Origin of the sequence: Listeria grandensis FSL F6-0971 (assembly GCF_000525835.1) — a bacterium.
Taxonomy (GTDB): Bacteria; Bacillota; Bacilli; order Lactobacillales; family Listeriaceae; genus Listeria_A; species Listeria_A grandensis.
On the sequence record NZ_AODD01000004.1, the window covers coordinates 1 to 25,180 of the forward strand.

Genomic DNA, 25,180 nt, shown 5'->3' on the forward strand with positions numbered 1-25,180 from the left:
TACGATTGTACATGAGAACCGGAAGTCCGCCAAACTCCCTGAATGCGAGCGCTTTTCGCCGATTTATCTGGGTTATGCCCCAGCCCCTTTTTTATTACTTCAGTTTTCCAACGAAGAAGAACGTTGCGATACAGTTAATACCTTGTACAATGAAGAATGTTCCTACAAGGATCACAATACCAATTGCTCCAACGATTGGGTTGAACAAGGCAATGAAACCTAGAACGATTCCTAAAATGCCGAGTGTTAGGAGCCAGCCCCAACCTTGTGCATTTTCATTTTTAGCTGCAAAGGCACCGATTGTACGCATAATTCCTGCAAATAGGACCCACATGCCGAAGACAAGTACTAATGTCACTGTTCCTTCGAATTGGTCCGCCAATAATAATATACCTAATAATAGCGAAAGAATCCCTTCTGCGAGTATCCAACCTGAGACTTTTTGTCCGCTACGGTTGGAGAAATATTGGATGATTTGGAATACCCCAACGACTAGCATTAAGATTCCGATGAATAGGGTGAATGATAGTAAAGAAATACCTGGATGGAACACAAACCAGATTCCTAAACATATCATTGCTATACCTGCCAATAGGACAAGTATGCGTGTGAATGTTTTCATGATATGTAACACTTCCTTTTTTATGATTAGAATTTTTAGGTTCCGTTGCTTATTTTACCCTATTTATCTCAGTTAAAACAATAATTGTATTGTTTATTATTTTATCTTTTCTATCTATAGACACATATCCGATCGAAAAACAGAATGTAAGCGTTGTTTTATCGTTTTTCGAACCATTTTTAGACGAAATTTAATCACAACTGCTTAAAAAGTTCATAATTTAATGGCTATATCATTCTTTCGAAAAATCTGTCTACTTCTCTTGACAGCGGCTCCTTTTTAATTGTATGATAGAAGAAATTTAATATGTTTCTTATCAAGAAAGGTGGAGGGACTGGCCCTGTGAAACCTTAGCAACCGGATATGTGAATCACGGTGCTAATTCCAGCTGTATGTATGCGAAGATAAGCTATTAACTAATGAATCGTTGTCTTTTCAGCCTTCTCTAGTAGTGCTTTTCGAAGCTTACTGGGAGGGTTTTTTCGTGCCTTTAATAAGGATACACGCCTGGTTTAGCAAGGAACGCTTGCGCTAGATCAGCTTTAAAACTATAAGATAAAGAAAAGGTGATGACATGGGGACGCTTAGACAGATAGAACTTTTTAAAGAGACGCCATTAGTACTTGAAAATGGGGAAACGATTGGTCCGATTGAGGTTGGTTTTGAAACGTATGGAGAGCTTGCGGGAACTCGAGATAATTGTATTTTGTTAGAACATGCGCTGACTGGGACGGCACACGCTGCGAAACATTTTGAGGCGGATGTGGCTGGCTGGTGGGATGATTTTATTGGGCCTGGAAAAACGATAGATCCTGCTGATTACTTCATTGTTTGTACGAATGTGTTCGGTGGCTGTAGTGGGACAACAGGGCCTTCCTCCATCGATGCCAAAACGGGAGCCGAGTATCGGTTACATTTTCCAGGTTTTACGATTAAAGATATTATTAAGGTACAAAAAGCGTTGCTGGATGCGCTTGGTGTCGTGCACGTCGTCTCGGTTATTGGTGGTTCGATGGGTGGAATGCAGGCGACGCAATGGGCGATTGATTATCCGGAAATAACGGGAAGTGTGATTAATTTAGCATCTCCTCTTGCGGCAAGTCCTGAGGCGATTGGCTATAATTTAATTATGCGAATGGCAATTTTGAATGATCCTGATTTCAATGATGGGAATTATGTCGGTCAACCGGAGGGCGGGCTTGCGACAGCGCGGATGGTCGGAATGATGACGTATCGTACAAGTGAGCTGTTCTCGAAGCGATTTGAGCGCTTTACAGTGGCGGATTCTTCGCCAGGAGCATTCTCAAAAGAGCATTTCCAGGTGGAATCGTATTTGCAATATCAGGGGGACTCGTTTGTAGAACGGTTTGACGCGAATAGTTACCTGTACTTGACGAAAGCCATTGATCTGTTTGATGTGACGGTAAACGGTGCGGATGAAAAACCGCTTTTCACTGCGATTCAGATTCCGTATTTATTGGTTGGCGTGACGAATGATCAGCTGTTTCGGATTCACGATTTGCGCCGAGATTATGAACTTTTGAAAGAATGGGATGTTCCCGTGACTTATTATGAGGTCGATTCGGATTATGGGCATGACGCCTTTTTTGGTCGAAGTTGAGAAATTCCATCCGCTTATTAGTACTTTTTTGACGCAACATTCGCGTGTGATATAAAAAAATAAGTGTTGGCATCAAGGGCTAATCTGGGATTAGTTCTCGATACCAACGCTTATTTTGTTTAGCCGACATGGAACCTTGCACAAGCTCTACAAATGCCGAGAAATCATAGTGGCTCGTTTCGCCGAAATATTTCGTAAACAAATCAAGTAGTCATGGAGAAGAAACTGCATTTTCTGGCACCTTATTTGCATCATATCAGCGAAAAAATTATTCCAAACTTCCCCTGTTGAAAAAGTGGTGTCACCCATAAATCCCTTGATAGTCATGCCCAATTTCATGTAAGCCCCCAACCGGGTTTTAACCAAAATGACGCGACTGAAATTCTTGTTTACTTGTCTGCTCACCCATGTTGGATTATCTAACGTATTCATTTTCTTTTCAAAGGTTTAAACGCTAACTCTTAATCTTGGAAAAACCACTAAGAATACGCTTTTATTTTGATGTGTATATTTTTTCAAACCGCACTTATTTTTGTGTCACCGGTATCCAAACTTCACATTCGTAATCGTCAGCCGTACTATCACCGGGTCCGTAAACTTCTATTTCTGGCCCTGGTGCATGTTTATAGCCACTCGTTAGAAACCATTCTGCAAAGATATTTTGCCACGTTTGTTGAATCGCCTCAGGTAATGCGCCTACGGATTTGAACACTGCCCATTGAAACTTAGGCACTTCGAATACTTCCATTCCCTCAGGTGCCGCTCCCGCGTGCTCAATCGCTATCCAATAGTTCATCTCCTGCTTTGGCTCCAGATCCTCTGGGACATGACAAATTCCCATGTAGTTTGCTACCTCTTTGTTGCCAAGCTTTTCTAGTTGATCCATCGTCCCATCTGCCCACACTTGCTCCCAAAATTTCGGAATCTCCACTAAATTTTGTCCTTCACGGAATGAAAATACTTTTTTGACACCGACAACTTGAAATTTTTCGCGTTCTATCATTTTGTATTCCATTTTTATTACTCCTCTCAGGATTCATTTTTTTCGCTGTGAAAGCCGCTTAGCTTTAGTATACCTTTTTTTGATGGATTTTTCTTTTCATAACCGCTACCACACAAAATGCAGAGAAGGAGAAAAAGAAGTTAGGGATTTACTTCCCTATTCAGGCTATCATGAAGATATATCAAAATTTAGAGGAGGAATCTCTATTCTTATGAAAAAACACTTCTATACGGCACTAATCGTCGCAACTATTTTATTAGTATTGTCCCCTGTCGCGAGTAAACCTGCCATTGCAGAAGAACAGGCAGCCACTATCACATCCACGATTCCAAGTGAAGATTATATTGTTTTGAACATTACAGGCGCTGCCACCGGAGATGAGGTGCTTCAATATATAAAAGCAATGGATCTCCAAGGAAATCAAATTAAACGGCTAAAAATTGTCGGTGATATGACAACGTATGGTAATCAAGGCGTGTATACCTTTTACGACCTGGAAGAGTTGGAATTGGAAGGTACTAGCGATGTTCCTTCATTTCTAGCTTATCGCGCTCCCAAATTGACAAAATTAATCGATACGAGTCACACAATTAAGAATATAGGCCCGTATGCTTTTGCCTATAGCGGCTTGGAAGATGTGGAGCTTAAAAATGTAGATTTTCTGGATACTGGGGCTTTTCGAGAGTGTTTGTCCCTCACTTCTTTCAAAAGCTCTAGCCTCAGAAGTATGAATAACTGGGCTTTTTCTGGTTCTAGTTCCTTAACCATTTTTGAGGCGCCTAACCTATCAGTATCCTTCACAAGTACTGCCTTAGAGAATACAAATATTGATACGCTCGATCTCCCGAAAATGACGTCTCTCAGCAATTTTATGACAACTTTTACAAACCTCAAAAATTTGCGCGTCCTTAAATTAAATGGACTTTCTGTCGTACCGAAAGATTTATTACGTGACATCGGTTCTGATCGCTTAGAATACATCGAAATTAAAAATGCAACATCGCTAGCAAATGAGAATGCGTTCGCCACGGGATCTAGTAACATCTCCAAACTATTGATTTTGTCTTCTAATAAACTCAGTTTAAACAGCATCAATAGTTCTAGTTTGCATGCTAATACGGTTGTTGCTTATCCAAAAGTTACCACTGAGCAATCACTAGCAGAAGGGGAAACATTAACCATTCCTGCCTTCGAATACAAAGCCGCGCCGACAACGAATGTCTCTTTTGGGTGGTTTCAAAATGGAAGTTTTCTAACACGAACACTTGGGTTAGTAGTTGCTCAACAAGCACTAGCATCGCATTCTGGAACTTTTACTGCGCGCTTTTACATCAATAATCTGGGGAGCCCTGATCTGTGGCCGAGCTCTGAGGAACATCTTGTTACCATCGAGGCTGGAACAATTGGCTTTGAAACGGTGAGACCTCATTTTCATTTTGAAGATTATGCTATTTCTGAACGTAATCTATTGGTGAAGCGATTTGATTCTACTACAGGTATTTTGATTAGAGACAATCGTTCCAATAAAAGTGATTGGGAAGTTCACGCTAAAATAGACAGGCCTCTGACAGATCCCGTTTCAGCCAAAACGCTCAACAACGCGCTTGTTTATGTTGATTCGTCTGGTAGTAAGACACCGCTAACACATGAAGCGCTCCCTATTTTTAAGAGTACGGCTAAAAATGCTGCAACTGAAATTCTGTGGGAAGAAGATCGTGGTATTTTGCTAAATATTGCGGGTAACCAAGCTTTTGCTGGCAACTTTAGTACAGAAATAGAATGGGAACTTGTTCTCGCACCGTAAATAAAATGCGGATTGTAATGAGTCTATCTCAGACTGATTGTGATCCGCATTTATTCATGATGAAAACACAACAAAAAAGGCACCTCCTTAATGAGAAAGCACCTATTCGAACCTGATATTTACACCGTTCCTCAGCAATTCAAGGTATAAAACATCTCTCTTTCACTTTTTGAAAAGTCTGCTTATAGAACCTCTACTTTAATATCAGTAATAACACCTAACCCTGGAATTGACGCCATATTTTCCCCTGATTGAATATATACTTATTTCCATTAACTGTTCTAACAGATGCATAATAGCAGATAGTACCCATGTAGCCCTCTAAGTAACGAAAGCAACCCAACCTATCAAAACAACAAATACCATCCGTTACTGATCGATAATATACATAAAAAATCCGTGGTACCCCTTCATCACGAGAGGCACACACGAATTTCTCTAGTCTTTATAAATTGATTTCGTTTTATTCAGCCATGCGTAGCCAAGTCCGATAACAAGACCTCCGCCGACGTAGTTTCCGAGTAGCGCTAATGATAAGTTCGTTGTTACGCTGCTCCATGTCATCGCGTCTAAGTGACCACCTGAGGAAAAGAATGCCAGAGAGAATGACGAGAAGTTCGCGATAACGTGTTCGAAGCCTAGGAAAGCAAAGATGAAAATAATGAAAATCATCGCGAAGATTTTACCTGCATCGTCTTTCATCCGCATCGTACAAATAACTGCCGTATTTACAACAATATTCGCGAATATCGCTTCAATAAAGATTTGGAGCGGTTCTTTTTCGAGTTTGCCAGTAACGGCTGTGAATAAGAAATGATCGGCTGGCAACGCGTGGAATGCAGACGTGAGTGACATCAAATATCCGGCTAAAATACCACCGATTAAATTACATAATATACAAAAGAATAAAATACCTAAAGCTTTACCGGGTTTAATGATTTTTTGGTAGACACCTGTTGTCATGTACATCATGTTACTTGTACCGAGCTCGGCGTTCATATAAATAATCATTACAAGTGACCAACTGAACATGAATGCATAAGCAATTTTGCCGAGTCCGTGAGCGATGTGATCTACCTTATCGCCAATCATAACCGCAACCGCTGTTCCTAGTGTTAAAAATAAACAAGCCAGTATAGCGCGGAAAATATAGCGGGCAACACTATGGTGCACAAGGTCGATCTTCTTACGCGTACTATAATCGATTTTCTGCATCAATGTACTATTTTCTGAGTCCAAATTCTTCATCTCCATTAATCAGTTTTCGCAACTTTACTATTGTAGCACGAAATGTATCGATTGAAAATAACCATTTTAGCGATTTTCAAAGTTTTTCTGAAAAGTTGCTGAAACCGATTTATTTTATGAATCTAGACTACCATTCCCATTGTGAATGCCAGCTAAACATGAAAAAATGTATCGATGCGCTCTGTCTGCCTAAATTGATAGAACTGATAATCATTTGCCGCTTTCATCCCCCGAATCACATTCTTTTTAGGCTCATTTATTTCACACTCTACTTTTGCGCTAAAAATCGATATAAAGTAATAATTGTCTTTTTTAATTTTAATTTGCAGAATTTTAAAAACTTATTAGCATTAAAAATAGAAATTATTCTTAATTAATTATGTAGAAAGTGCTGTTTATATAGGTATATCTACATTGATTAAATACAAAAATGAGAATATATCTACAGAAAACTTCATGCGAGTCAAAAGCCCCCCCTGATTTCCCTCACAAAAATGTCAGGTTTCATCTAGTATTTGTGTGTTATACTCGAGGCCACTAATAAATAGAAAGAAAAGAGGTTAAAAGATGAAGAAAATAAAGGTACTGTTCCTTCTAGCCACGGTATGTCTTGGTATTTCATTATCATTAAAAGTTGTTCATGCAACCAACGACCCTGTAAAACCAAATGTTATTGATATTTCTAAGTGGCAAGATCCTAAAAACATTGATTTTAAAAAATGGAAAGAACAGGGTATAGAAGCGGTGATTATTAAGCTCACAGAAGGAATGGAAGATGATCAACCCGTTTTAAATCCGCAGGCTGAAGAACAAATAAAGGGCGCACTTGAAGCAGGTATTAGAGTTAATTTTTATCATTATAGTTGGATGAATAGTATCCAGAACGCCAGAGAAGAAGCTGATTGGTTTGCTAAGATAGCAAATAATTTAAACGTACCGAAAGACTCTGTTATGGCACTAGATTTAGAAGGTAATGCTTTGACGAAAGATCGCCAAGAACTAACTGATCAAGCCAATGCTTTTTTTGATAGGATGAGAGAACACGGCTACCAGAAATTAGATGTGTATGCCTCTTTATCATGGTACCAAAATCGATTTTATCCGGATCAATTATCCATAAGTAATTTCTGGCTAGCTTATTGGCCTGAAACACCTATAGAGCCCCCGTTCCCAGTTGGTTTATGGCAATTTGCAAGCGATTATCGATTAGATGGCTACGATGGGCTTCTTGACGCTAACATTGACTATACAGGCTTTTACACCGGCAAGAAAATAGAGATACCTGATAATTTGGAGGAACAAAAAGTTTTAGCTGCTATTAAAGCATTGTTTCAAAATCAAAATGAAAACGGATCCCTTTTAGAGGACACCGATCAAGCTAGAATTGATAATGTTTCCCAACTATTGTCCTCACTGAAAGAATCTGATCAAAAACAAGCGTTTCAAAAATTATTAGATGAAGCTCAGCGACAATTAAAAGAAAGAAACTCAATTATAGAAAATCAACTTGCAGCTGAAAAAGCTATAAAAAATTTATTTGAGGGACAACAACTAACTGGTAATATTAAAGAGAATGTGAATAAAGAACTTATAGATCATGTTCAATATTTAATTAACCAAATGAATAATGGTCCACAAAAAACAGAATTCCAACAAGCTTTAAACCTTGCAAAACAACAAGTATTAGAAAAAGAAAGGCAACGTATAGCAGAAGATGCAATTAAGAATTTATTTGAGGGACAACAACTAGGTGGTAAAGTGAAAGACACCGTGAGTAGCGATATGATTGACCGAGTGCAGTTGTTGGTAAATGAAATCACAGACAAAAAAACAAAAAAGAACGCTTGCAACTGTTATTGAATGAAGCTTCTAGGCAATTAGATAATCGAAAAGAGAAAGAAAAGGCACCATCGGTCTCGGAAGAAAATAAAAATTTGCATAACAGCGCTCAAACTAGTGCAACAGAATTATCTCATCCACCAAAAAAGGTAAACCCACAAACGATGTCGAACAATGTGAATAAAGATACCTCTGCAAATAGTATCTCACCTGTAAAATATGGCGACACGATGAATAAAATTCCTCAAACCGGTGATGAGAACAACCAGTTTATACTACTATTAGGCTCAATACTCACTATTTTCGGAGGAATTCTCTTTAGAAAAAGCATAAAATAATCGCAAAACATCTCCATAAAAAGCGCAAATGAAAAATTAGATGCAAATATTGACTATGTTAGCTTCTCATCATAAAAATAAAGGAGCGATATCAATGAAAAAGATTATAAAATTAACATTAATCATCTGCTTAGTAGCTGTAATAGTTGGTATAAAACAGGAAGATGCCTTTGCCTCTTCTATTAAGCCACCTGTCATTGAACCCACTATTGAGAAGCGCCCAGCGTTTGAAAATATTCCTAATTTCCCCAAACTTCCGTATCGAAATGGGATTGGGAAACCAGAAGGCATCGTATTGCATTCTACTGGAGACACTAGCAAAAGCTTAGACGAATGGATTCAATATGAACAAGAAACTTGGGAAAATGCCTTTGTTCATGCGTTTGCAGATGCTGACCACACCGTCGAAATTGCTAGCACTGATTATTTAGGTTGGGGCGCTGGAGCAATCGCTAATAAACGTTTTATCCATGTCGAGTTAGTAGAATACCCAGATGGGACATCTAAGGAAACTGTCTTAAAATCTATCGAACAATATGCTAATTACGTGGCGCATATGCTCCATCAGTATAACCTCGGGACACCTGATTTGATGGACGACAATGGGCTGGGAAATATTATTACGCACAGAGGTGTCTCAGAATTATTAGGTGGAACAACACACACAGATCCCTTCAATTATCTCCCAAAATGGGATATACCTATTTCATATGTAGTAGACCGAATCCAGTATTACTATAATAAGGAACTTATAAACTAAATACTTTGTACACAGTGAAGCACACAAATGAAGAAGAAAGAGGGTTATAGACAATGTTCATTCTAAGAAAATCGTTTTACGTTATGCTCGCAAGTATTGTAGCTTTAGTCATGGTCGCCTGTTCCCCGAGTCAAGAAAAAGCGCTGGCCGAATCAAAACCAGAAGCCAAAACCGCGTCAGACACAACTGCTCAGCTCAAAAATTTAGAGAAGAAGTACCAAGCTACATTAGGTGTTTACGCCATTGATACTGGGTTTGGTGAGACATTCGCTCACAATGGAGATCAACGCTTTGCCTTTGCTTCTACTATTAAGGCATTTCTGGGTGGTATATTACTTAAAAACCTCTCCTGGGACGAGCTAAATAAAACGATAATGTATACAGAAGACGATCTAGTCAGCTATTCACCTATCACAGAAAAACATGTGGACACGGGCATGGCATTGAAAGATATTATCAGTGCCGCCATCGAATATAGCGACAATACTGCCGCTAATCTTATGTTCAACCAATTAGGTGGTCCTAAAGGTTTTCAAGAACAATTGAGAAATTTAGGCGATACCGTCACGAATTCTTCCCGGATTGAAACGGATTTAAATAGCGCCATACCAGGTGATATAAGAGATACAAGCACCCCTAAAACGATGGCCGAAAACTTAAAGAAATTGCTTTTTGAGGATAAACTAGCGCCAGATAAGTTAAAGTTTTACAATCAAATTCTGATAGGAAATGCTACGGGCGATACGTTAATCCGAGCTGGCGTTCCAGCTAATGTAAAAGTTGGCGATAAATCAGGTGCTGCTTCTTTTGGAACGCGCAATGATGTTGCTGTTCTATACCCACCGCATAGAAGCCCGATTATCTTAGTCGTCTACTCGAATAAAGCAAACGAAGATGACGAGTATGATGATGCGCTTATTGCAGACGCAGCTAGAGTAATGAGTAGCCACTTTGGTTTATCCAATTAGTTAGTTCAACTAAAAATTCGATTATCTCAGAAAAAGGTTGCTAAACCCTGCCACTAATAATGGCAATAGTTTAGCAACCTTTTTTGGTACCCTTGGTAAACATAACCGATTGATTTTTCATTGCGCGACCATCATTTTAACTATTTATCTGTTTACCTTATTGACATTTATTCAAAATAGCAAGATAGTCTATTAATGATAATAAAATCATGTATGAAAATAAAAAATAAAAATGCTAAAATACAGTTTATAGATACGTTAAGTAAGCGCTCACTATAATGGATGATAAAAAAAGTAGCTGTTTAACTAAACGCAACATTGTAGTTTTAGTCCACGCTAGAATTAAAGAGTGAGTAGCTGACTGATCTTCTTGAGACTTTGATTTTTTGAGAAAATACACTGTTTATTCGTTACATCTTGTTTTAGTGTATCCACTTGATTTTCGCAATTTTGTTGCTGTTTCCTAAAAGTTTTAGGGCTTACTCCATAAAAGCGTTTAAAGGAACTGTTTAGATAACGCAGATCTGAAAAACCACAAAGGCCACAAATGGTTAAAAGTGTATTCTCTGTATGAATTAATAGATATTTCGCCTTTTCACACCGAAGAAGATTTAAATATTCTTGGAAAGTGACGCCAAAGTTTTCATGAAAAAAATGAGATAAATAGGTAAATGAGAGCGCTTCTTTTTTGGCAATATCCGAAAGTAGTAGTTTTTCCTGATAGTTTTTTGAAATGTAATCGCTTATTCTTTTGATTCTTTCAAGCTTCAATAGCAGTTGATTTTTGTTCTCTTCCTTTATTTGCTTGTGAGGGACGAGTTTTATTAAATCAAACATAATAATGGAGGAAAAACCATGACAAAGCAACGAAAAGTATTCTTCTTCTTTAAAGTAGGCTTGGCTGGCTAATAATATGTTCTCTAATAAGCGTTTACCAGTCTCGGAATTTTCTAAAGCGATCGGCGTTGTATCGAAATAAACCTCATTAATTTGAGGAAAAAAAGCTTCAAAAATTTTGGGAGAAAACTGAAAAATTAACAACAGCGCAGAATTTTTTGAATGTAATTCGTGTAATTGGCAGGAGTTTAAAACAAGAAAGTCTCCTTTTTCCAGTGAAATTTTCTTGTTATTTGTCACAATATTTAAGGACCCACTCAATAGATACACAACTTCAATATCCATGTGTAGGTGCGTACTACGATAATGCATCTCAATCAAAAAAACATGAATGTCTTGTACTTTACTATGTTCAATCAGTTCGAATTCAGTTGTCATGTTCCTTCCCTCCTCAATATTCTTACTATAAGTGAAATTGAAAGCGGAAGCAATATATAATTTTTATCATCAAAGGAGGAAATTAATAACGCAATCATTGTTTATACTACTAAAAATGGGGGATATTTATGAGATTATCAAAAAATTTAATTTATTTTTTCGGAGCTTTAGGTGGATTATTATTTGGTTATGATACAGGTGTCATTGCTGGGGCACAAATCTTTATTCAACAGGAATTCCAATTAAATGAGGCAGAAATTGGATTTGTAGTTAGCTGTATTTTGATTGGTGCGGTCGTGGGTGCGGTATTGATTTCACCATTGTCTGATAGATATGGTCGTAAAAAAATGGTGATTCTGACTGCTTTTATTTTTCTCGTAGGTGCTTTAGGTAGTGCTTTGTCACCGGATGTTTCGTTCTTAATTATTTCTCGGATCTTTTTAGGGATAGCGGTTGGGGGAGCTAGTGCACTGGTTCCTATGTACTTGGCTGAATTAGCACCTGCAAACCAACGCGGAAGCTTATCTTCTTTGAATCAGTTGATGATTATGATTGGGATGTTGCTTGCTTACATTGCTAATTATGTTTGGCGGGAATCACCGATTGGTTGGGAATTGATGTTAGGGTTTGCCGCAGTTCCGGCACTTATTCTTTTTATCGGCGGGATTTTATTGCCAGAATCTCCACGTTACTTAGTGAAAGTTGGAAAAAGAGCAGATGCAGAAAAAATCTTACTAAACATTCGAACCAAGTCAGAAGCTGAAGCTGAAATCCTTGAAATTGAAGAGCAAAGTCATCAAGAAAAAGGACGTTTGAAAGATGTTTTTTCAAAATGGGTACGCCCAGCAGTGGTAGCGGCTTTTGGTCTAGCGGTTTTGCAACAATGGATGGGCTGTAATACGATATTTTATTATGCTCCGCGTATTTTAATGAGTGGTGGTACAGATGCCACTTCAGCGATTCGTACGCAAATTATTTTAGGTATTTTTTATGTCATTGTAACAGCGGTAGCGGTATCGTTGATGGATCGCTTCGACCGGAGAAAAGTGTTAATGGTAGGTGCTTTGGCGATGGGACTTTCCTTCTTCGCCCTGTCAGCAGCCTTTCATTTTGAAGGGAACAAGGAGGGATTCCATCTTTTCACCTTTATTTTCCTTGCTACTTATATTTCAAGTTTTTGCGCAACATGGGGCCCAGTGATGTGGGTGATGATAGGAGAAATTTTCCCACTGAAAATTCGTGGTCTCGCAGTAGGTATTGCCTCTTTAGTGAACTGGGTCGCGAACTGGACTGTTTCCGTGAGTTTCCCTACTTTAGAAGCAACGATAGGAGATGTGACGTTATTCATTAGTTTTGGGATAATTTGTATCGCAGCGGTATTCTTTGTTAAGCGCTTTGTATTTGAGACGAGAGGTTACACGTTAGAGGAAATTGAAGAAGCATTAGCAAATGATGAAACGAAGAAATTGAATGATAGAAAAGAGAGTTCTGTTGCTCGAGCGATTTAAATTAGGCGCAAGGCAATCCATTGAGGGTCAACAAATTGTCCATAAAGGATAGTACGATAAAAGGTCAAATAGCTGTGAGCTGTTTGACCTTTTAAAATACATTTTTAAGCGTTCACTGTACTTTTTTCTGGTAAGATTCGTGTTCCTGCGCGGCCTGCTAATGCTTCTACTGCAGCGTCTAGTGAGCAAATGATAGCTTCTTTTCCAGATTCGGCAAAGGCAATCGCTGCTTCCATTTTAGGTCCCATGCTGCCGTCTGCGAAGTGGCCTTCTGTCATGTATTGTTTTGCTTCGTTGACGGGAACGCCTTCTAGTTTTTGTTGATTTGGTTCGCCGAAATGTAAGTACACGTTTGTCACATCAGTTAGGATCATGAAAACGTCAGCTTCGACTTGTTCGGATAAGCGTAACGCGGAACGGTCTTTGTCGATCACTGCTTCAACGCCTTTTAGGTCGCCTTCTTCGTTTTGAACGACGGGGATGCCACCTCCGCCTGTGGAAATAACGACGGTATCTGTGGCTACGAGTTGTTTAATCGCTTCGACGCCGTGGATTTTTTGTGGTTGTGGGGATGGGACAACGCGGCGGTATCCTCGTCCGGCGTCTTCTGCCATCTCCCAACCTTTTTCGGCAGCGAGTTGGATGGCTTCTTCGCGCGTATAGAAAACACCGATTGGTTTTGTCGGGCTTTGGAACGCGGGGTCGCTCGCGCTAACTTCGGTTTGTGTTAAAAGCGTGATGACGTTTGTTGGTAGTTTTTTGCGTGCGAGTTCGTTTTTTAGTGATTGCTCCATCATGTAGCCAATGAAACCTTGTGATTCTGCGCTACACGCGTCGATTGGAAGCGCTGGAACGAATTCTTTAGCTTCTTCATTTTGGCGTAAAATATTGCCGACTTGCGGTCCGTTTCCGTGTGTGACGATGACTTTATGCCCAGCTTCTGTAATTTCAGCGATTTTGGCACAGCTGTCTTCTACGTTTTTGAGTTGATTGGCAAATGTTGCTTCTTGGTTCGGTTGCAAAATCGCATTGCCGCCAAGCGCTATTACTACTCGTTTTCCCATTGAAAATTCCTCCTTTAATCCGAGTGCGACACCTGCGATCGTGTCTATTCCCGATGTGTGTCCGTACTGATAAATTTGTTGCGTGATTCCGCTTGTTTCTGCGCCTGTTTGGAACGCTTGATATAGTGCTAAAAGTGAATCGCTAAATTCGTCGTTTAACGCGTATTTTAAATAGGTTTGGCTGATATCTGTTGTTAGTTGTTCTGTCGTGATTAGCCGCGTCAGGATTTGCCTGAAGGCGGTTGTCGTATTTCCAACGAGCAAAATACCGACGAGCAGATCGTCTCCTGATGGCGTCAAACCATTGCCACGTCCCAAAAAATATCGCAATGTCTTCTCGATGAGCGCGGAATCTGTTGTACGTATTGCTTTTGCTAGATCTTGAATCGCCGCTTGTTCTATTAATTCTCGAAAGGAAAAACCTAGCCCCGTCTGCTTTTCTTCTTGCAAAACTTGCGATAAAAAAGCGGGACTCGGCTGGATTTCTACTTTTTTGCGTGTGCTTGTGTATTTTGGAGTAAGATTGAGCTCTATTTTGAGCGGTGATGCATGGTGAAGAAGTACGCCGGCTTCGTAAGTGAGTTGCTGGTTTACTCGCATCGTAGCGGTTAACGTGGTGACGTCTGATGGTGCGATCTGGACGGCGAATGGTAACTTGCCATTTTTAGCTGTGCCGATGAAAATCAGATTTCCCGCATTTTCAAGGTTTATCCCGTTTTGAAAAATGCTATGGACGCGCCATACTTGATCTGTGACGAGTAGATCAGCGACATTTTGAGCGAGGTTTGTTGCTTGAATGAGCGGCATACTTCTTCCTCCTTCCTTTTATACGGTTAAGCCCAGCTTCTCTGCATAGGCTGTGATTGCTTTTTCAAAACAGGCAACGGGGGGAGTTACGGTTCCGGCGCCGATTTGGCCGATACCAGCTTTTTTATGAGCAATTCCGGTATTAATGACTGGTGTAATGCCAGTTTCGACGACTTTGCGGGCATCGATACCGAGACAAATCCCTTGGAAATCCCATGTTGGAACGGTGAAATTCGGATTTTGATCGATCACGATTTCAAGCATTTCGTTGCTTATTTTCAGGGCATCGCCAAATCCGCCGGTTCCGACAAAACGAGTGACGGCAGGTGCGGCAATCATCGCCATACCTCCGACACCGAATGTTTCGGTAATCGCGCTGTCACCGATGTCTGGATTCGCATCCTCGCCGGAATAACCTGTGAAATATAGGCCTTGTGGTGTGTTGACGGGTGCTGTGAACCATTCGTCACCCATGCCGCTGATACGGATACCGAAGTTTTCACCGTTACGACACATTGCGGTTACAATCGTCCCCTCTTTAATCATCCGCGCGCCGTCCATCACTGCTTTTGCTGACGCCATCATGATATTAAGGAAAAATTGATCGGTATCCGCGAGGAATTGGATGACTTCTTGGCGTTCTTTTTCATCGATTTCTAGGCTCACAATAATCGGGCTAACCTCTTTTAAAAATACGAGTGAGGCCGCGATATTGCGTTGATGGAACTCGTCTCCCATCGCGATTGCTTTAGCCACGATTACGTTCAAGTTCATGCCTTCGTCCAATGTTTGGAGCGCCTTGCTAAGCACTGGTCCGAGCACGTCACGCATCCAGCGCAAACGATTCACGACTTCTTCTGAATAAGCGCCAAAACGAAGCACGGCACCAATTCCTTCATTCATCGTACAGTAAGCGCGATTGCCGTCTGTGCGGTTTTCCACAACAACGACTGGCATGTTCGCTGAGGTAATGCCACCCATTGGTCCGACTGCATCTACGTGATGACATGGTATAAACTGCACATCCCCACGGTCAAGCATCGCACGCGCGTCTTCTTCACTGCTTGCCCATTCTTCAAATAACGCTGCTCCCACGCATGAACCCTGCATCGGGCTCGTCATGTTTTCCCATTGAATCGGAGGACCCGCGTGAAGTAGCACACGTCCTTCATTTAGTTCAGAAATCACGGATTTTGCTGGTACGACATCCAATAAAAATGGTGCCGAAGCGACGATTTTGTCCGCTACTGCGCGGTTAGCTTCATCGATTGTATGATAGTTTGTCATTCTTTTTCCTCCTTAAAAAATTTATTTCACGTCCGCCGTCTCTGCGCGGTAACTGTTCAAGAATTGCAGTACTTTTTGCAGTTTTGCGTCGCCACCTGCAACTGGGCGCCAATCGAATTGCACGACACGTCCACCCGTTTCGGTAATAGCTTCTGCAAAACTTTTTAGTCCGACATTGATGACGCGTGGTTGTTTCGCAAGGAGGTCAAGCATGGCATCTGATGCCTCTAAAGATTGTGCTACTGGCACATCATTTTCTGTTTCGCGAATCGCTTTATCTTCGTCTACAACCTTGTATCCAACAATCGCAAGTCCCGTTCTCACCGCTTCATTATTGCTATCCTTCACGATAACGCCCGCATCGATCAATGTTTGGCGTTGCTCGTGATAGTCTTGCGGATCTTGAAGCGTTCCACAAACCGTTCCAATAACAGCAAGTTCACGTCCGGCCGCTTTCGCTTTTGCAATCACATGTTTAATCGCTGGCGCCAATTGCCCCGCCATGTCTTCATGTGAGCCATAACCAAGCACCACATCTAGCAAAATAACCGCTGTTTCTGGATCATTCGCCGCGTCTTCGATGAATGCGATTCGTTTCTCAGGATCAATCATTGGATGCGGTTTTCCTTGCGTGTAAATATCATCGCCAAGATCGATAACTTCGTGCCCTTCTGTTTTCAAAAGGTAACCGTCTTGCTTGATCAGGCCTTCTTTTAAAGCCAACGCATCCGCGATAAGCATTGCCGCTTCGGAAGCTAGCGTCCCGCCGGAGTAGTAACCTTTCATATGTTTTTGCTCTGGTGTAAGCGTGATTTCTGGTTTCGTAATCTGGCTCGTTGTCGCCGTTACCGTTTGTCCTTTTGCCAATGCAACAGCAATGCGCGCCGTTTCTTCTAACGTATAGGCGTGGTATAAATTCGTCTCATGATACGTCGGCTTTTCACCCAAAAAGATGGTCACTGCAGGCTTCGTGATCGTGCGTAATAACGCTAAAACTTTATCGCGAATCGCTTTTGCAGGTGGCTTAGAAATGACCACGATCACGTCTGTGTCTGCTTGCTTTTCAAGCGCTGCGATCGCGTCTAGCATCGTGATGCCACCAACCGTTTCAGATAAATCACGCCCGCCTGTTCCAATCGCATTCGTCACGCCACCGCCAAGACGGTCAATAATCGTGGAAACTTCTTGAATTCCTGTTCCAGATGCACCGACAATGCCAATATTGCCGGGCTTCACTACATTTGTAAACGCCATCGGAACACCATTTACAATGCCCGTCCCGCAATCCGGTCCCATCACAAGCAACCCTTTATCATGCGCTTTCTGCTTCAAACGCAATTCCTCTTCAATCGGCATATTATCGCTAAAAATAAACGCGTGCAGCCCTTCATCAAGTGCGCGATCCGCTTCTGTCGCGGCGTAAGTACCTGGAATCGAAATAAGCGCCATATTGGCATCCGGATCAAGCTTCATCGCCTTATCCCATGTCCGCGCCGTTTCCGTCGTATTACTGCTTTCCTTCGTCGCCTGGCTCGCTAAAAACGCATCCACTTCTTCTAAAATTTCATCCAATTTCGAAGCATCATCCGTGTCCGCAACAATCGCCATATCGTTCGCCGAAGCCGCCTCCAGTTCCGCCGTCCGCAGGCCTGACGTTCCGAAAATATCCTTGTTCGCAGGCGTTCCCATCATGATAGAAACCCGGTTTACCCCGTCAATGGTGGATATTTTGTTCGTAAGTAGCATCAAAACAACCGAATCTTGATACGCATTTTCTTTAATAATCGTGTGTAGCATCGTTTTCTTCACCTCTCCTTATTCCGCAAATTTATTTTTCCCATCATAATTGTCAAAATGAATCGCATCCGAGATCAGGTACTCATAAATATCATCCACAATCTCGATACCGTTCTCTTCGTATGCCTTCTCGCGCAACCGTCCACGTTCGCCAGGATAATACACCCGATCCACGCCTGGCGCTGGCTTCACAGCCGTCACCTCATCCAGAACCTCCGACATGTTCGCCTTAAACGCCTCGATATCCGTAAAGAACGCCGGATTAATCACGATATGCAACTGTCCCAAATCGCGTCCTTTCGAAAGATCCGCGTACATCGAACTGACATGCTTCCCGAATGGAAGTCCGAGTAAAATTCCCGACAACACATCCACCATCATCATTAAGCCGTACCCTTTTGGCCCAGCGATTGGCAATAACGCATTCACCTTCGCAGGATCCGTCGTTGGCGCCCCGTCCACGTCTACCGCCCAAGTCGGCGGAATCGATTCCCCGCGCGATCGCGCATGAAGCACCTTGCCCCAAGCCTGAACCGTCGTCGCCATATCAAATGTCAACATGCGTCCATCATTTGTCGGCGCTGCAAACGCGATTGGGTTCGTCCCGAAATAATCTTCCGCGCCACCAAATGGCACCACCATCGGGTCCGACTGGCAAACAGAAAGCGCTACAAAATCACAACTCGCCGCCTGTTCCACAAAATAAGCGAGCGCCCCGCTATGCGACATGTTTTTCACACCGACAACCGCGACACCATTTTTGCCAGCAATCCGGATCGCCTCTTCCATCGCCCGTTTTGTCGCCACATGCCCCGAACCATTGTCCCCATGAAAAATACCACTCGTTGGCCCCGTCTGCTCAAACCGGAAATCCGGCCGATTCGTGATGCCACCTTTGGCAATCCGCTCCGAGTAATATTCCACCCGAACCGCGCCATGCGAATGAATCCCGCGTGCATCAGCGAACGCCAACACATCCGCAACAATATCCGCGTGCTCTTCCGTCAAACCAGCCCGTTCTATTTTTGTTTGGATCAGCTGGTGCAAATCTTCTTTTGAAACTCGCATTCTGTTTACCTCCTCACTACTCTTGCTCCACGAATAATCCTGCGTGATCGTACTGATCAAAATGAACCGTATCACTAATCAAATAATCATAGATATCTTTCACAATCGGAATTCCGGCGTCCGCATAATCCGTTTCCACAATCTCCGCTAACTCGCCTGGATACAACACTTGACTGAATCCTGGCGCGGCTTTTGTCGCATGTAACTCGTCCACCATTTGCGCGATATTTTGTTTGAACTCCTTTAAAGACGTGAAGAAAGCCGGGTTAATCACGATGTGTAGTTGCCCCAAGTTGCGTCCTTTCGTCAAATCCGTGTACATCGATGACACGCGTTTACCGAACGGTAACCCTAGCAAAATTCCCGATAAAATGTCGACCATCATCATCAAGCCGTATCCTTTAGGTCCTGCGACCGGAAGTAAAGCGTTGACGTGATGCGGGTCTGTCGTCGGCTCACCATTCGCGTCCACCGCCCAAGTCGGCGGAATATCCGCCCCCTTCGAACGCGCATCCAAAATCTTGCCCCACGCCTGAACCGTCGTCGCCATATCAAAAATAATCGGCTCACCGTCCATGCGCGGCGCTGCAAACGCGATTGGATTCGTTCCAAAGTAAGGCTCTGCGCCACCAAACGGTACTACCATCGGATCTGATTGGCAAACCGATATCGCCACCATATCTTGATCTGCCGCCTGCTTCACAAAGTAAGCCAATGCTCCACTGTGCCCCATTTCATGCACACCGACAATGCCAACACCCGTTTCCTGCGCCAAGCCAATCGCCTCATCCATCGCCTTGCGTGCCGCCACATGTCCGACGCCATTATCCGCTTCAAAAATACCCGAACTCGGTCCCGTTTTATTAAACTTGAAGTTTGGCGCAATCGTTGTGCCACCTTTGGCAATTCGTTCCGCATAATAGTCAACGCGAACCGCACCATGTGAGTGAATTCCGCGCGCGTCAGCAAAAGCCAGTGAATCTGCAACACCATCCGCATGTTCCTCAGAAAGCCCTGCCGCTTCTAATTTTTTCTGGATTAAATCATGTAAATCATGTTTTCTTACTCGAATCATTTGTGGCTCTTTCACACCAATTCCCTACCTTCTTATAATTGTGGATCGCGATTACAGTCTTTGGAATACAGGTAACTAAACGCTTCGCCGCGTCCTACCGCATACGTTGCTTGTGGTACATACGCCCCCATGAATAAATAATCCCCTTTTTTCACTGGGACCCATTCGTTATCCAAGTTATATACACCTTCGCCCGATAACATATACGCGCCGTGCTCTTGATAATGCGTTTCAATATAACCATGACACGCGCCCGGTTCGAAGCTTAAAATATGGAAATTCATATCAAAACCAAGATCCGCTGGCAATAAATTTTGCAAAATAACATCTTCCATGCCTTCGTATGCGATTTTTTCGAGGTTGGCAACATTATCCACGACAACATGCGTGTCGTAACCCGCTACCGCCTCGTATTTCTTCTTATAAAGGAAAGCCTCACTGTTCGCGCCACCATTATCATTTTCAAATGTTAACATCACGCCTGCTGGGCAATAAATATAGCCACCTGCCGAAAGACTATGTTTCGCGTCATCCGCCCAAACCGTAATCTTACCTTCTAAACAATAGAAAAAAGTTTCCACGCCAGGTGCGCCGAAGCCCGTTTTATTTTGCCCATCACTGAGCAACGTAACAATATAATCCACAAAAGTCGCGCCCAATTTCGGCGTCGCTAGAATCGATAATTCACAGTTCAGAAACCCTGGAATAGCATTATTCACCAAACCGTCTGGCGGAATGATCGCGTAATTCGCGCGTTTAATCACGGATCTTGAAGCGAGAATATCGCTCACATAACCCGTATTCTTATTTCTATAACCCATTTTAAAAACCTCTCTTTTTTCCATTATTTAGTACCTAACGTGTACCTGAGACCTGCCAATAAAATAAAGCGGAACGCAAATGTTTCAATCCTAGATAAAGCCCGGCAAGATGAATATTTGTCGTTCCGCTACTAATTATTATGCTACTTTTTTACTTTTAATATTTGCAATTAAGAATACAGTCGCCCCAATGACGAGGATGATCGCGGAAATATAGAAGCCCATTACTTTCGAGCCGGTGGAGTCAGAGATAACCCCTGTCAAAAACGGCGCGATAACAGATGAACTCATTCCGAAGAAGTTGAATACGCCAAACGAGGTACCGTATCCTTTTTTCGGCGCGCTATCTGCCACGTAAGAAATCAGAATCGGTTCTACTGCCAATTTCCCTAGCAATCCGTATAAAATCAAGCCAACAAGCAAGATGCCCGATGTTGGTGCAAGTACTGTCAGCATGAGCATCAATGCCGCCGCAACCGTCAAGCTAACGATGAAACGAACTTTTTTCGTGCTGAATTTATCCGACATTCTACTGAAAAATAAGGCTCCAGGAATCGCGGAAAAAGCTACTAATGCTGCGGAGAAACCAATCGCAACGCCTTCGAATCCACGTTCTTGTTGTAAAAACGATGGTAGCCATGTCACGACCATGTAATATCCATAACACGTTGCAAAATAAAGAATATAGGACGCAATCATCCGACCTGTAAACAAGTTTTTGATCGGGGCCTTTTCTTTCGGTGCCGCAGCCGCTTTGACCTTAGCTGAGCGATCCACTTTTGGTGAACTTTTAATCACACTTGCAAAAACAAAGATCATAACAACGATCAAACCAGCAATAATGAAAAGCATGATTTGCCAGTTCATTCCGACCGACTTCACGAGTAGGCTAGAAGCAATCAAGCCGACACCCATACCGAGTGCGGAACCACTATTGATGATCGCTGTTGAAAGTCCACGTTTTTCTGCTGGAATATTTTCAGAAGATAGCGAGTAAGCCGCACCGTAGTAAGAACCACAGCCAAGACCTGCAAGCAAGCTACCAAGATAAATCATTTCTAAGTTTTGCGCGGTACCGATCACAAGTGCCGCAATCGCAAATAGGGAGAAACCAGGAATCAGGACGACTTTCTTCCCAAATTTATCGACTAAAATCCCGGCTGGAATCTGCATTCCCGTGTATGCAAAAAAGTAAAAACTGGCGATCAAGCCCATCTGTGCATCGGAATGCTGTCCAATTGTTTGTTGAATTTCTGGAAAGATTGGCGTTAAGACACTCCGGTAAATCCAAATAACGACCCAACCTAAACATAAAATAATAATGATTTGCTGCCAATACTGGAGCCCCTTTTTCATTGTTGCCGTTTCGTTTTCCATTTCTATTCACTCCCTATGAAATTTAATCATTTTTTTTCTTTGTGTAACGTCTATATCTTGCTTCCAACAAATCGAGCGCTTACCGCCGATTTACATGATGTATGAGCTGTCTATTATTTATATGCTAATTCGTATAGCGCCTCTGTTAATGCCTTCACGCCTTCAACCAAGTCTTCTGTTTTCGTGTCCTCAGCTGGATTGTGGCTAATTCCACCAATGCTTGGCACGAAGAACATCGCCGTTGGTACACGCGGTGCAAAAATTTGAGAATCATGTCCTGCGCCACTATGCATCACGCGGTAATTCAACCCTTCTTTCTTACAAACGCCTTCCAAAACAGATACGATACGCGAGTCCATCGGCACTGGCGCTTCGTCCATCCACAAATCAATGGAGATTTCGATCCCCATCTCCGCACAAATCGCCTTCATATCTTGTTCCACTTCTTTCGTAAAGCGATGCAACTCTGCCTCATCCGTATGACGACAGTCCATGGTGAACAGCGTCTCACCCGGCACAACATTAACCGTATTTGGCTTTGGCTCTACTTTTCCGAAAGTAAGTACGAGTGGATCGCCAATTTTTTTTCGCCTTATCGATAGATTGCGTCACGATCTTGCTGAACGCATAAACCGTATCTTTCCGGTAGCCCATCGGCGTTGTTCCCGCATGATTTGACTCACCATTTAGCACAATCGTGTAGCGGCGTTGCCCAGCGATACTGTTCACCACACCGACCGCCTTACCTTCGTTTTCCAGTACTTTTCCTTGTTCGATATGAATTTCGACAAACGCCTTAATGTCATCACGCAGCGGCTTCGTCTCATCTCGAAAATCAAAACCAGCGCCACGCATTGCGTCCACGAATTTCACACCTTCAAAATCAGCAACACCCGCCATTTCATCCTTATTAGCTAGTCCAAAGAAGTTCTTGCTACCCCAGAAAACATACGGAAAACGGCTTCCTTCTTCTTCTGCCATCGAGATAACTTCGAGGTTACGAAGTGGCTGACCGTGCTGTTCTTTCAAATATTTAATCGCTAAATACGCGGCTAAAACGCCAAATTGACCGTCTAATTTTCCGCCATTGACCACCGTATCGATATGAGAACCAGACATAATCGTCTCATCCTTATATGTAGACCCTTCCACACGACCAAAAAGATTACCAATATCATCGAAGTACGTCGTAAAGCCGGCTTCATCCATTTTCTTCTTCACGCCTTGTTGCGCTTCCACCCAATAGTCCGAGTAAAGCAAACGCGTCGTTCCCCCTGTTGGATCAGCACCAATGCCTGAAAGCCATGTCACATTATCTGCTACGTCTTTAAAAATTTTGTCCATCGTTAAAGTCCACCTTTCGTCATTCTCAAGCGATTTATACGCTACTATCAAAGTGTAAGCGTTTTAAGTTCTGATTGCATCGTTTAAAAGCGATAAAAACCCCGCCCACTTTTTGTTCATTATGACTAATTAAGGGATTGAAATTGTTAATATTGATTATACTAGCCAACCATCTCATTAGCAAAAGTCCGCACTAGTGCAACGTTTACTCTCCATTATGTATCTTCTCCTACTTCAAAAAAAGAAACCAAGACAAGATCCCATACCTATATGGGAATCTCGTCTTGGTTTCGCTAGCCTTATACGATTGTTCTTATGTGTGTACTAAAATCTTTGCTGTTTGAACAACATGTATAGCCCGTTTTCTTAGTTCATCAAGTCAATCGTGTTGACGATGTTGTAACCAGCGTCTAATGCTAGGATTTCGACTTTATCTGTGGCATTGGCGACAAATCCTGCAATGTTGCCGAGGTCATAATCAGTTGCGCCAGGCAGGAGGTTGATTATTTTTCTTGATCGCTGCGGTGCCACCTTCTGGTGTGACACGTAGGCGCACACGGGCAACGTTTGTACCAACTGTACCCGTAATCGCGGTGGTATCGCCAAACGTGTACGAGACAGGCCCGGTTAACGTGTTATCCAATGCTGCGGCTGCTTTCACGGTTACCGTGAGCGTGTTGATGATATTATAGCCTTTGTCGAGCGCTACGATTTGCACGACGCCGGATGTATCTTTGACTAAACCAGAGATATCCCCTAGGTTATAGGTGCCAGCACTTGGCGTTGCTTGGCGCACAACCGCCATGTTGTTCACATCACTTCCTGTACGCAGACGAACAAAGGCTACGCCTGTACCCGTAGTACCAGTGACCGCTGTCTTATCGCCAACGGTGTACGAGGCAGGACCGGTGAGTTTATTGTCGACGGTTGGTGCTTTCACCGTGACTTTGAGGGTTTTCACGATATTATACTTCGCGTCTACGCCTAAAATTTCGACGGTGCTTGTTGCATCTGTGACCAGTGTGGAGATATCACCGAGGTCATAATTACCGGCGGAGCGGGTTGCTTGACGGACAATCGTTCCTGTTGTTTGACCGGCAGGTGTGACGCGGAGGCGGACATACGCTATATTTGTACCGTATTCACCCTTGACCGCTGTCTTATCCCCAATCGTGTAGTTTGCTGGACCTGTTAGCTTGTTATCGAGCGTGTCTTTATTGATGGCTACAACGACCGTGTTGACTACGTTGTATTTCGCATCGACGGCAATGATTTCAAGTTTTTGTGTCGTGGCGTCGACGTACGTCGAGATATCACCCAGATTGTAGGCGTTGCTTGACGTCGTTGTGCTCACTTGTTTCTTGATCGTCACATCACCGCTCGCCCCTGTCACACGTAAACGAACGTAGGTTACATTGGCGCCGTAAGTGCCGGTGATATTCGCTTTGCTACCAAGGTCATACGTTTCTGGCCCTGTCAAACTATAATCGAGAACGACTGCTGTGACGGTCTTGCTCGCACTCGACGTTTTGCTATTGCTTGCTTTGGTCATCC

At 42.6% G+C, this 25,180-nt stretch carries 20 protein-coding genes, 2 pseudogenes and 1 riboswitch; of the genes and pseudogenes, 7 read left to right on the forward strand and 15 right to left on the reverse strand.

Features of this window, described 5'->3' with window-relative positions:
• Positions 1–94: 94 nt before the first annotated feature.
• On the reverse strand, positions 95–622 hold the full coding sequence (locus PGRAN_RS04215) for an HdeD family acid-resistance protein (RefSeq protein WP_036065431.1): 528 nt from the start codon (positions 620–622) through the stop codon (positions 95–97).
• 310 nt (positions 623–932) lie between these two features.
• Positions 933–1,033, forward strand: a riboswitch (SAM riboswitch).
• A gap of 163 nt (positions 1,034–1,196) precedes the next feature.
• Between PGRAN_RS04215 and metX the strand changes: the two are divergent.
• Positions 1,197–2,298 (forward strand): annotated as a pseudogene (gene metX / locus PGRAN_RS04220) (homoserine O-acetyltransferase MetX).
• A 471-nt stretch (positions 2,299–2,769) separates the two neighbouring features.
• Here the strand turns inward: metX and PGRAN_RS04230 are convergent.
• Complete coding sequence (locus tag PGRAN_RS04230) at positions 2,770–3,258, reverse strand: GyrI-like domain-containing protein (protein WP_036065434.1); 489 nt, start codon at positions 3,256–3,258, stop codon at positions 2,770–2,772.
• A 199-nt stretch (positions 3,259–3,457) separates the two neighbouring features.
• Between PGRAN_RS04230 and PGRAN_RS04235 the strand changes: the two genes are divergently transcribed.
• Entirely contained in the window at positions 3,458–5,050 is a 1,593-nt protein-coding gene (locus PGRAN_RS04235; RefSeq protein WP_036065436.1) for a leucine-rich repeat protein, read from the forward strand.
• Positions 5,051–5,488: 438 nt separating this feature from the next.
• Here the strand turns inward: PGRAN_RS04235 and PGRAN_RS04240 are convergent, their stop codons facing one another.
• Positions 5,489–6,289, reverse strand: coding sequence for a formate/nitrite transporter family protein (locus tag PGRAN_RS04240; protein ID WP_036065438.1), 801 nt, complete (start codon positions 6,287–6,289; stop codon positions 5,489–5,491).
• A gap of 576 nt (positions 6,290–6,865) precedes the next feature.
• On the opposite strand from PGRAN_RS04240, the gene PGRAN_RS04245 reads away from it, so the two are divergent.
• The 4 genes from PGRAN_RS04245 (at position 6,866) to bla (ending at position 10,203) form a co-directional block, all read left to right on the forward strand.
• On the forward strand, positions 6,866–8,158 hold the full coding sequence (locus PGRAN_RS04245; protein ID WP_036065440.1) for a GH25 family lysozyme: 1,293 nt from the start codon (positions 6,866–6,868) through the stop codon (positions 8,156–8,158).
• Positions 8,143–8,475, forward strand: a complete 333-nt coding sequence (locus PGRAN_RS04250) for an LPXTG cell wall anchor domain-containing protein (protein ID WP_036065441.1) — start codon at positions 8,143–8,145, stop codon at positions 8,473–8,475. The genes PGRAN_RS04245 and PGRAN_RS04250 overlap by 16 nt, the downstream gene beginning before the upstream one ends.
• A 94-nt stretch (positions 8,476–8,569) precedes the next feature.
• Positions 8,570–9,235 (forward strand): peptidoglycan recognition protein family protein, encoded by a 666-nt coding sequence (locus PGRAN_RS04255; RefSeq protein ID WP_036065443.1) that lies wholly within the window; start codon positions 8,570–8,572, stop codon positions 9,233–9,235.
• A 53-nt stretch (positions 9,236–9,288) separates the two neighbouring features.
• Entirely contained in the window at positions 9,289–10,203 is a 915-nt protein-coding gene (gene bla / locus PGRAN_RS04260) for a class A beta-lactamase (protein ID WP_036065444.1), read from the forward strand.
• Between the two features lie 342 nt (positions 10,204–10,545).
• Here the strand turns inward: bla and PGRAN_RS04265 are convergent, their stop codons facing one another.
• Entirely contained in the window at positions 10,546–11,478 is a 933-nt protein-coding gene (locus PGRAN_RS04265) for an AraC family transcriptional regulator (RefSeq protein WP_051998414.1), read from the reverse strand.
• A gap of 128 nt (positions 11,479–11,606) precedes the next feature.
• On the opposite strand from PGRAN_RS04265, the gene PGRAN_RS04270 reads away from it, so the two are divergent.
• Positions 11,607–12,986, forward strand: a complete 1,380-nt coding sequence (locus tag PGRAN_RS04270; protein WP_036065446.1) for a sugar porter family MFS transporter — start codon at positions 11,607–11,609, stop codon at positions 12,984–12,986.
• Positions 12,987–13,090: 104 nt separating this feature from the next.
• On the opposite strand, the gene arcC is transcribed toward PGRAN_RS04270, so the two are convergent.
• The 11 genes and pseudogenes from arcC to PGRAN_RS16720 form a co-directional block, all read right to left on the reverse strand.
• The gene (gene arcC / locus PGRAN_RS17165; RefSeq protein WP_036065461.1) at positions 13,091–14,050 is read right to left on the reverse strand and encodes a carbamate kinase; all 960 of its coding nucleotides are present in this window, start codon (positions 14,048–14,050) and stop codon (positions 13,091–13,093) included.
• A gap of 27 nt (positions 14,051–14,077) precedes the next feature.
• Positions 14,078–14,857 (reverse strand): annotated as a pseudogene (locus tag PGRAN_RS17170) (oxamate carbamoyltransferase subunit AllH family protein); the annotation flags it as partial.
• A gap of 18 nt (positions 14,858–14,875) precedes the next feature.
• On the reverse strand, positions 14,876–16,144 hold the full coding sequence (locus PGRAN_RS04280; RefSeq protein ID WP_036065448.1) for a YlbE family protein: 1,269 nt from the start codon (positions 16,142–16,144) through the stop codon (positions 14,876–14,878).
• A 21-nt stretch (positions 16,145–16,165) separates the two neighbouring features.
• Positions 16,166–17,941, reverse strand: coding sequence for an acyl-CoA synthetase FdrA (fdrA, locus tag PGRAN_RS04285; protein ID WP_036065450.1), 1,776 nt, complete (start codon positions 17,939–17,941; stop codon positions 16,166–16,168).
• A gap of 18 nt (positions 17,942–17,959) precedes the next feature.
• The gene (allD, locus tag PGRAN_RS04290) at positions 17,960–19,009 is read right to left on the reverse strand and encodes an ureidoglycolate dehydrogenase (RefSeq protein ID WP_036065452.1); all 1,050 of its coding nucleotides are present in this window, start codon (positions 19,007–19,009) and stop codon (positions 17,960–17,962) included.
• A gap of 16 nt (positions 19,010–19,025) precedes the next feature.
• Complete coding sequence (allD, locus tag PGRAN_RS04295; protein ID WP_036065463.1) at positions 19,026–20,081, reverse strand: ureidoglycolate dehydrogenase; 1,056 nt, start codon at positions 20,079–20,081, stop codon at positions 19,026–19,028.
• Positions 20,082–20,116: 35 nt separating this feature from the next.
• Positions 20,117–20,905: a (S)-ureidoglycine aminohydrolase gene (allE, locus tag PGRAN_RS04300; RefSeq protein WP_036065455.1), complete on the reverse strand. Its 789-nt coding sequence runs from the start codon at positions 20,903–20,905 to the stop codon at positions 20,117–20,119.
• A 138-nt stretch (positions 20,906–21,043) separates the two neighbouring features.
• Complete coding sequence (locus PGRAN_RS04305; RefSeq protein ID WP_149023981.1) at positions 21,044–22,282, reverse strand: MFS transporter; 1,239 nt, start codon at positions 22,280–22,282, stop codon at positions 21,044–21,046.
• A 113-nt stretch (positions 22,283–22,395) separates the two neighbouring features.
• Positions 22,396–22,776, reverse strand: coding sequence for a M20/M25/M40 family metallo-hydrolase (locus PGRAN_RS17845; RefSeq protein WP_479481393.1), 381 nt, complete (start codon positions 22,774–22,776; stop codon positions 22,396–22,398).
• A gap of 28 nt (positions 22,777–22,804) precedes the next feature.
• On the reverse strand, positions 22,805–23,626 hold the full coding sequence (locus tag PGRAN_RS04310) for a hydantoinase/carbamoylase family amidase (RefSeq protein WP_479481394.1): 822 nt from the start codon (positions 23,624–23,626) through the stop codon (positions 22,805–22,807).
• A gap of 478 nt (positions 23,627–24,104) precedes the next feature.
• Positions 24,105–25,180, reverse strand: a 1,076-nt coding sequence (locus PGRAN_RS16720) for a hypothetical protein (RefSeq protein ID WP_036065457.1), incomplete at its 5' end; no start/stop codon positions are given.

Bases quoted from the DNA above. Each gene is read 5' to 3' on its own strand.
- PGRAN_RS04215 (WP_036065431.1), bottom strand. From the start codon at position 622: ATGAAAACATTCACACGCATACTTGTCCTATTGGCAGGTATAGCAATG.
- PGRAN_RS04230 (WP_036065434.1), bottom strand. From the start codon at position 3,258: ATGGAATACAAAATGATAGAACGCGAAAAATTTCAAGTTGTCGGTGTC.
- PGRAN_RS04235 (WP_036065436.1), top strand. From the start codon at position 3,458: ATGAAAAAACACTTCTATACGGCACTAATCGTCGCAACTATTTTATTA.
- PGRAN_RS04245 (WP_036065440.1), top strand. From the start codon at position 6,866: ATGAAGAAAATAAAGGTACTGTTCCTTCTAGCCACGGTATGTCTTGGT.
- PGRAN_RS04255 (WP_036065443.1), top strand. From the start codon at position 8,570: ATGAAAAAGATTATAAAATTAACATTAATCATCTGCTTAGTAGCTGTA.
- bla (WP_036065444.1), top strand. From the start codon at position 9,289: ATGTTCATTCTAAGAAAATCGTTTTACGTTATGCTCGCAAGTATTGTA.
- PGRAN_RS04265 (WP_051998414.1), bottom strand. From the start codon at position 11,478: ATGACAACTGAATTCGAACTGATTGAACATAGTAAAGTACAAGACATT.
- PGRAN_RS04270 (WP_036065446.1), top strand. From the start codon at position 11,607: ATGAGATTATCAAAAAATTTAATTTATTTTTTCGGAGCTTTAGGTGGA.
- arcC (WP_036065461.1), bottom strand. From the start codon at position 14,050: ATGGGAAAACGAGTAGTAATAGCGCTTGGCGGCAATGCGATTTTGCAA.
- PGRAN_RS04280 (WP_036065448.1), bottom strand. From the start codon at position 16,144: ATGACAAACTATCATACAATCGATGAAGCTAACCGCGCAGTAGCGGAC.
- fdrA (WP_036065450.1), bottom strand. From the start codon at position 17,941: ATGCTACACACGATTATTAAAGAAAATGCGTATCAAGATTCGGTTGTT.
- allD (WP_036065452.1), bottom strand. From the start codon at position 19,009: ATGCGAGTTTCAAAAGAAGATTTGCACCAGCTGATCCAAACAAAAATA.
- allE (WP_036065455.1), bottom strand. From the start codon at position 20,905: ATGGGTTATAGAAATAAGAATACGGGTTATGTGAGCGATATTCTCGCT.
- PGRAN_RS04305 (WP_149023981.1), bottom strand. From the start codon at position 22,282: ATGGAAAACGAAACGGCAACAATGAAAAAGGGGCTCCAGTATTGGCAG.
- PGRAN_RS17845 (WP_479481393.1), bottom strand. From the start codon at position 22,776: ATGGACTGTCGTCATACGGATGAGGCAGAGTTGCATCGCTTTACGAAA.
- PGRAN_RS04310 (WP_479481394.1), bottom strand. From the start codon at position 23,626: ATGGACAAAATTTTTAAAGACGTAGCAGATAATGTGACATGGCTTTCA.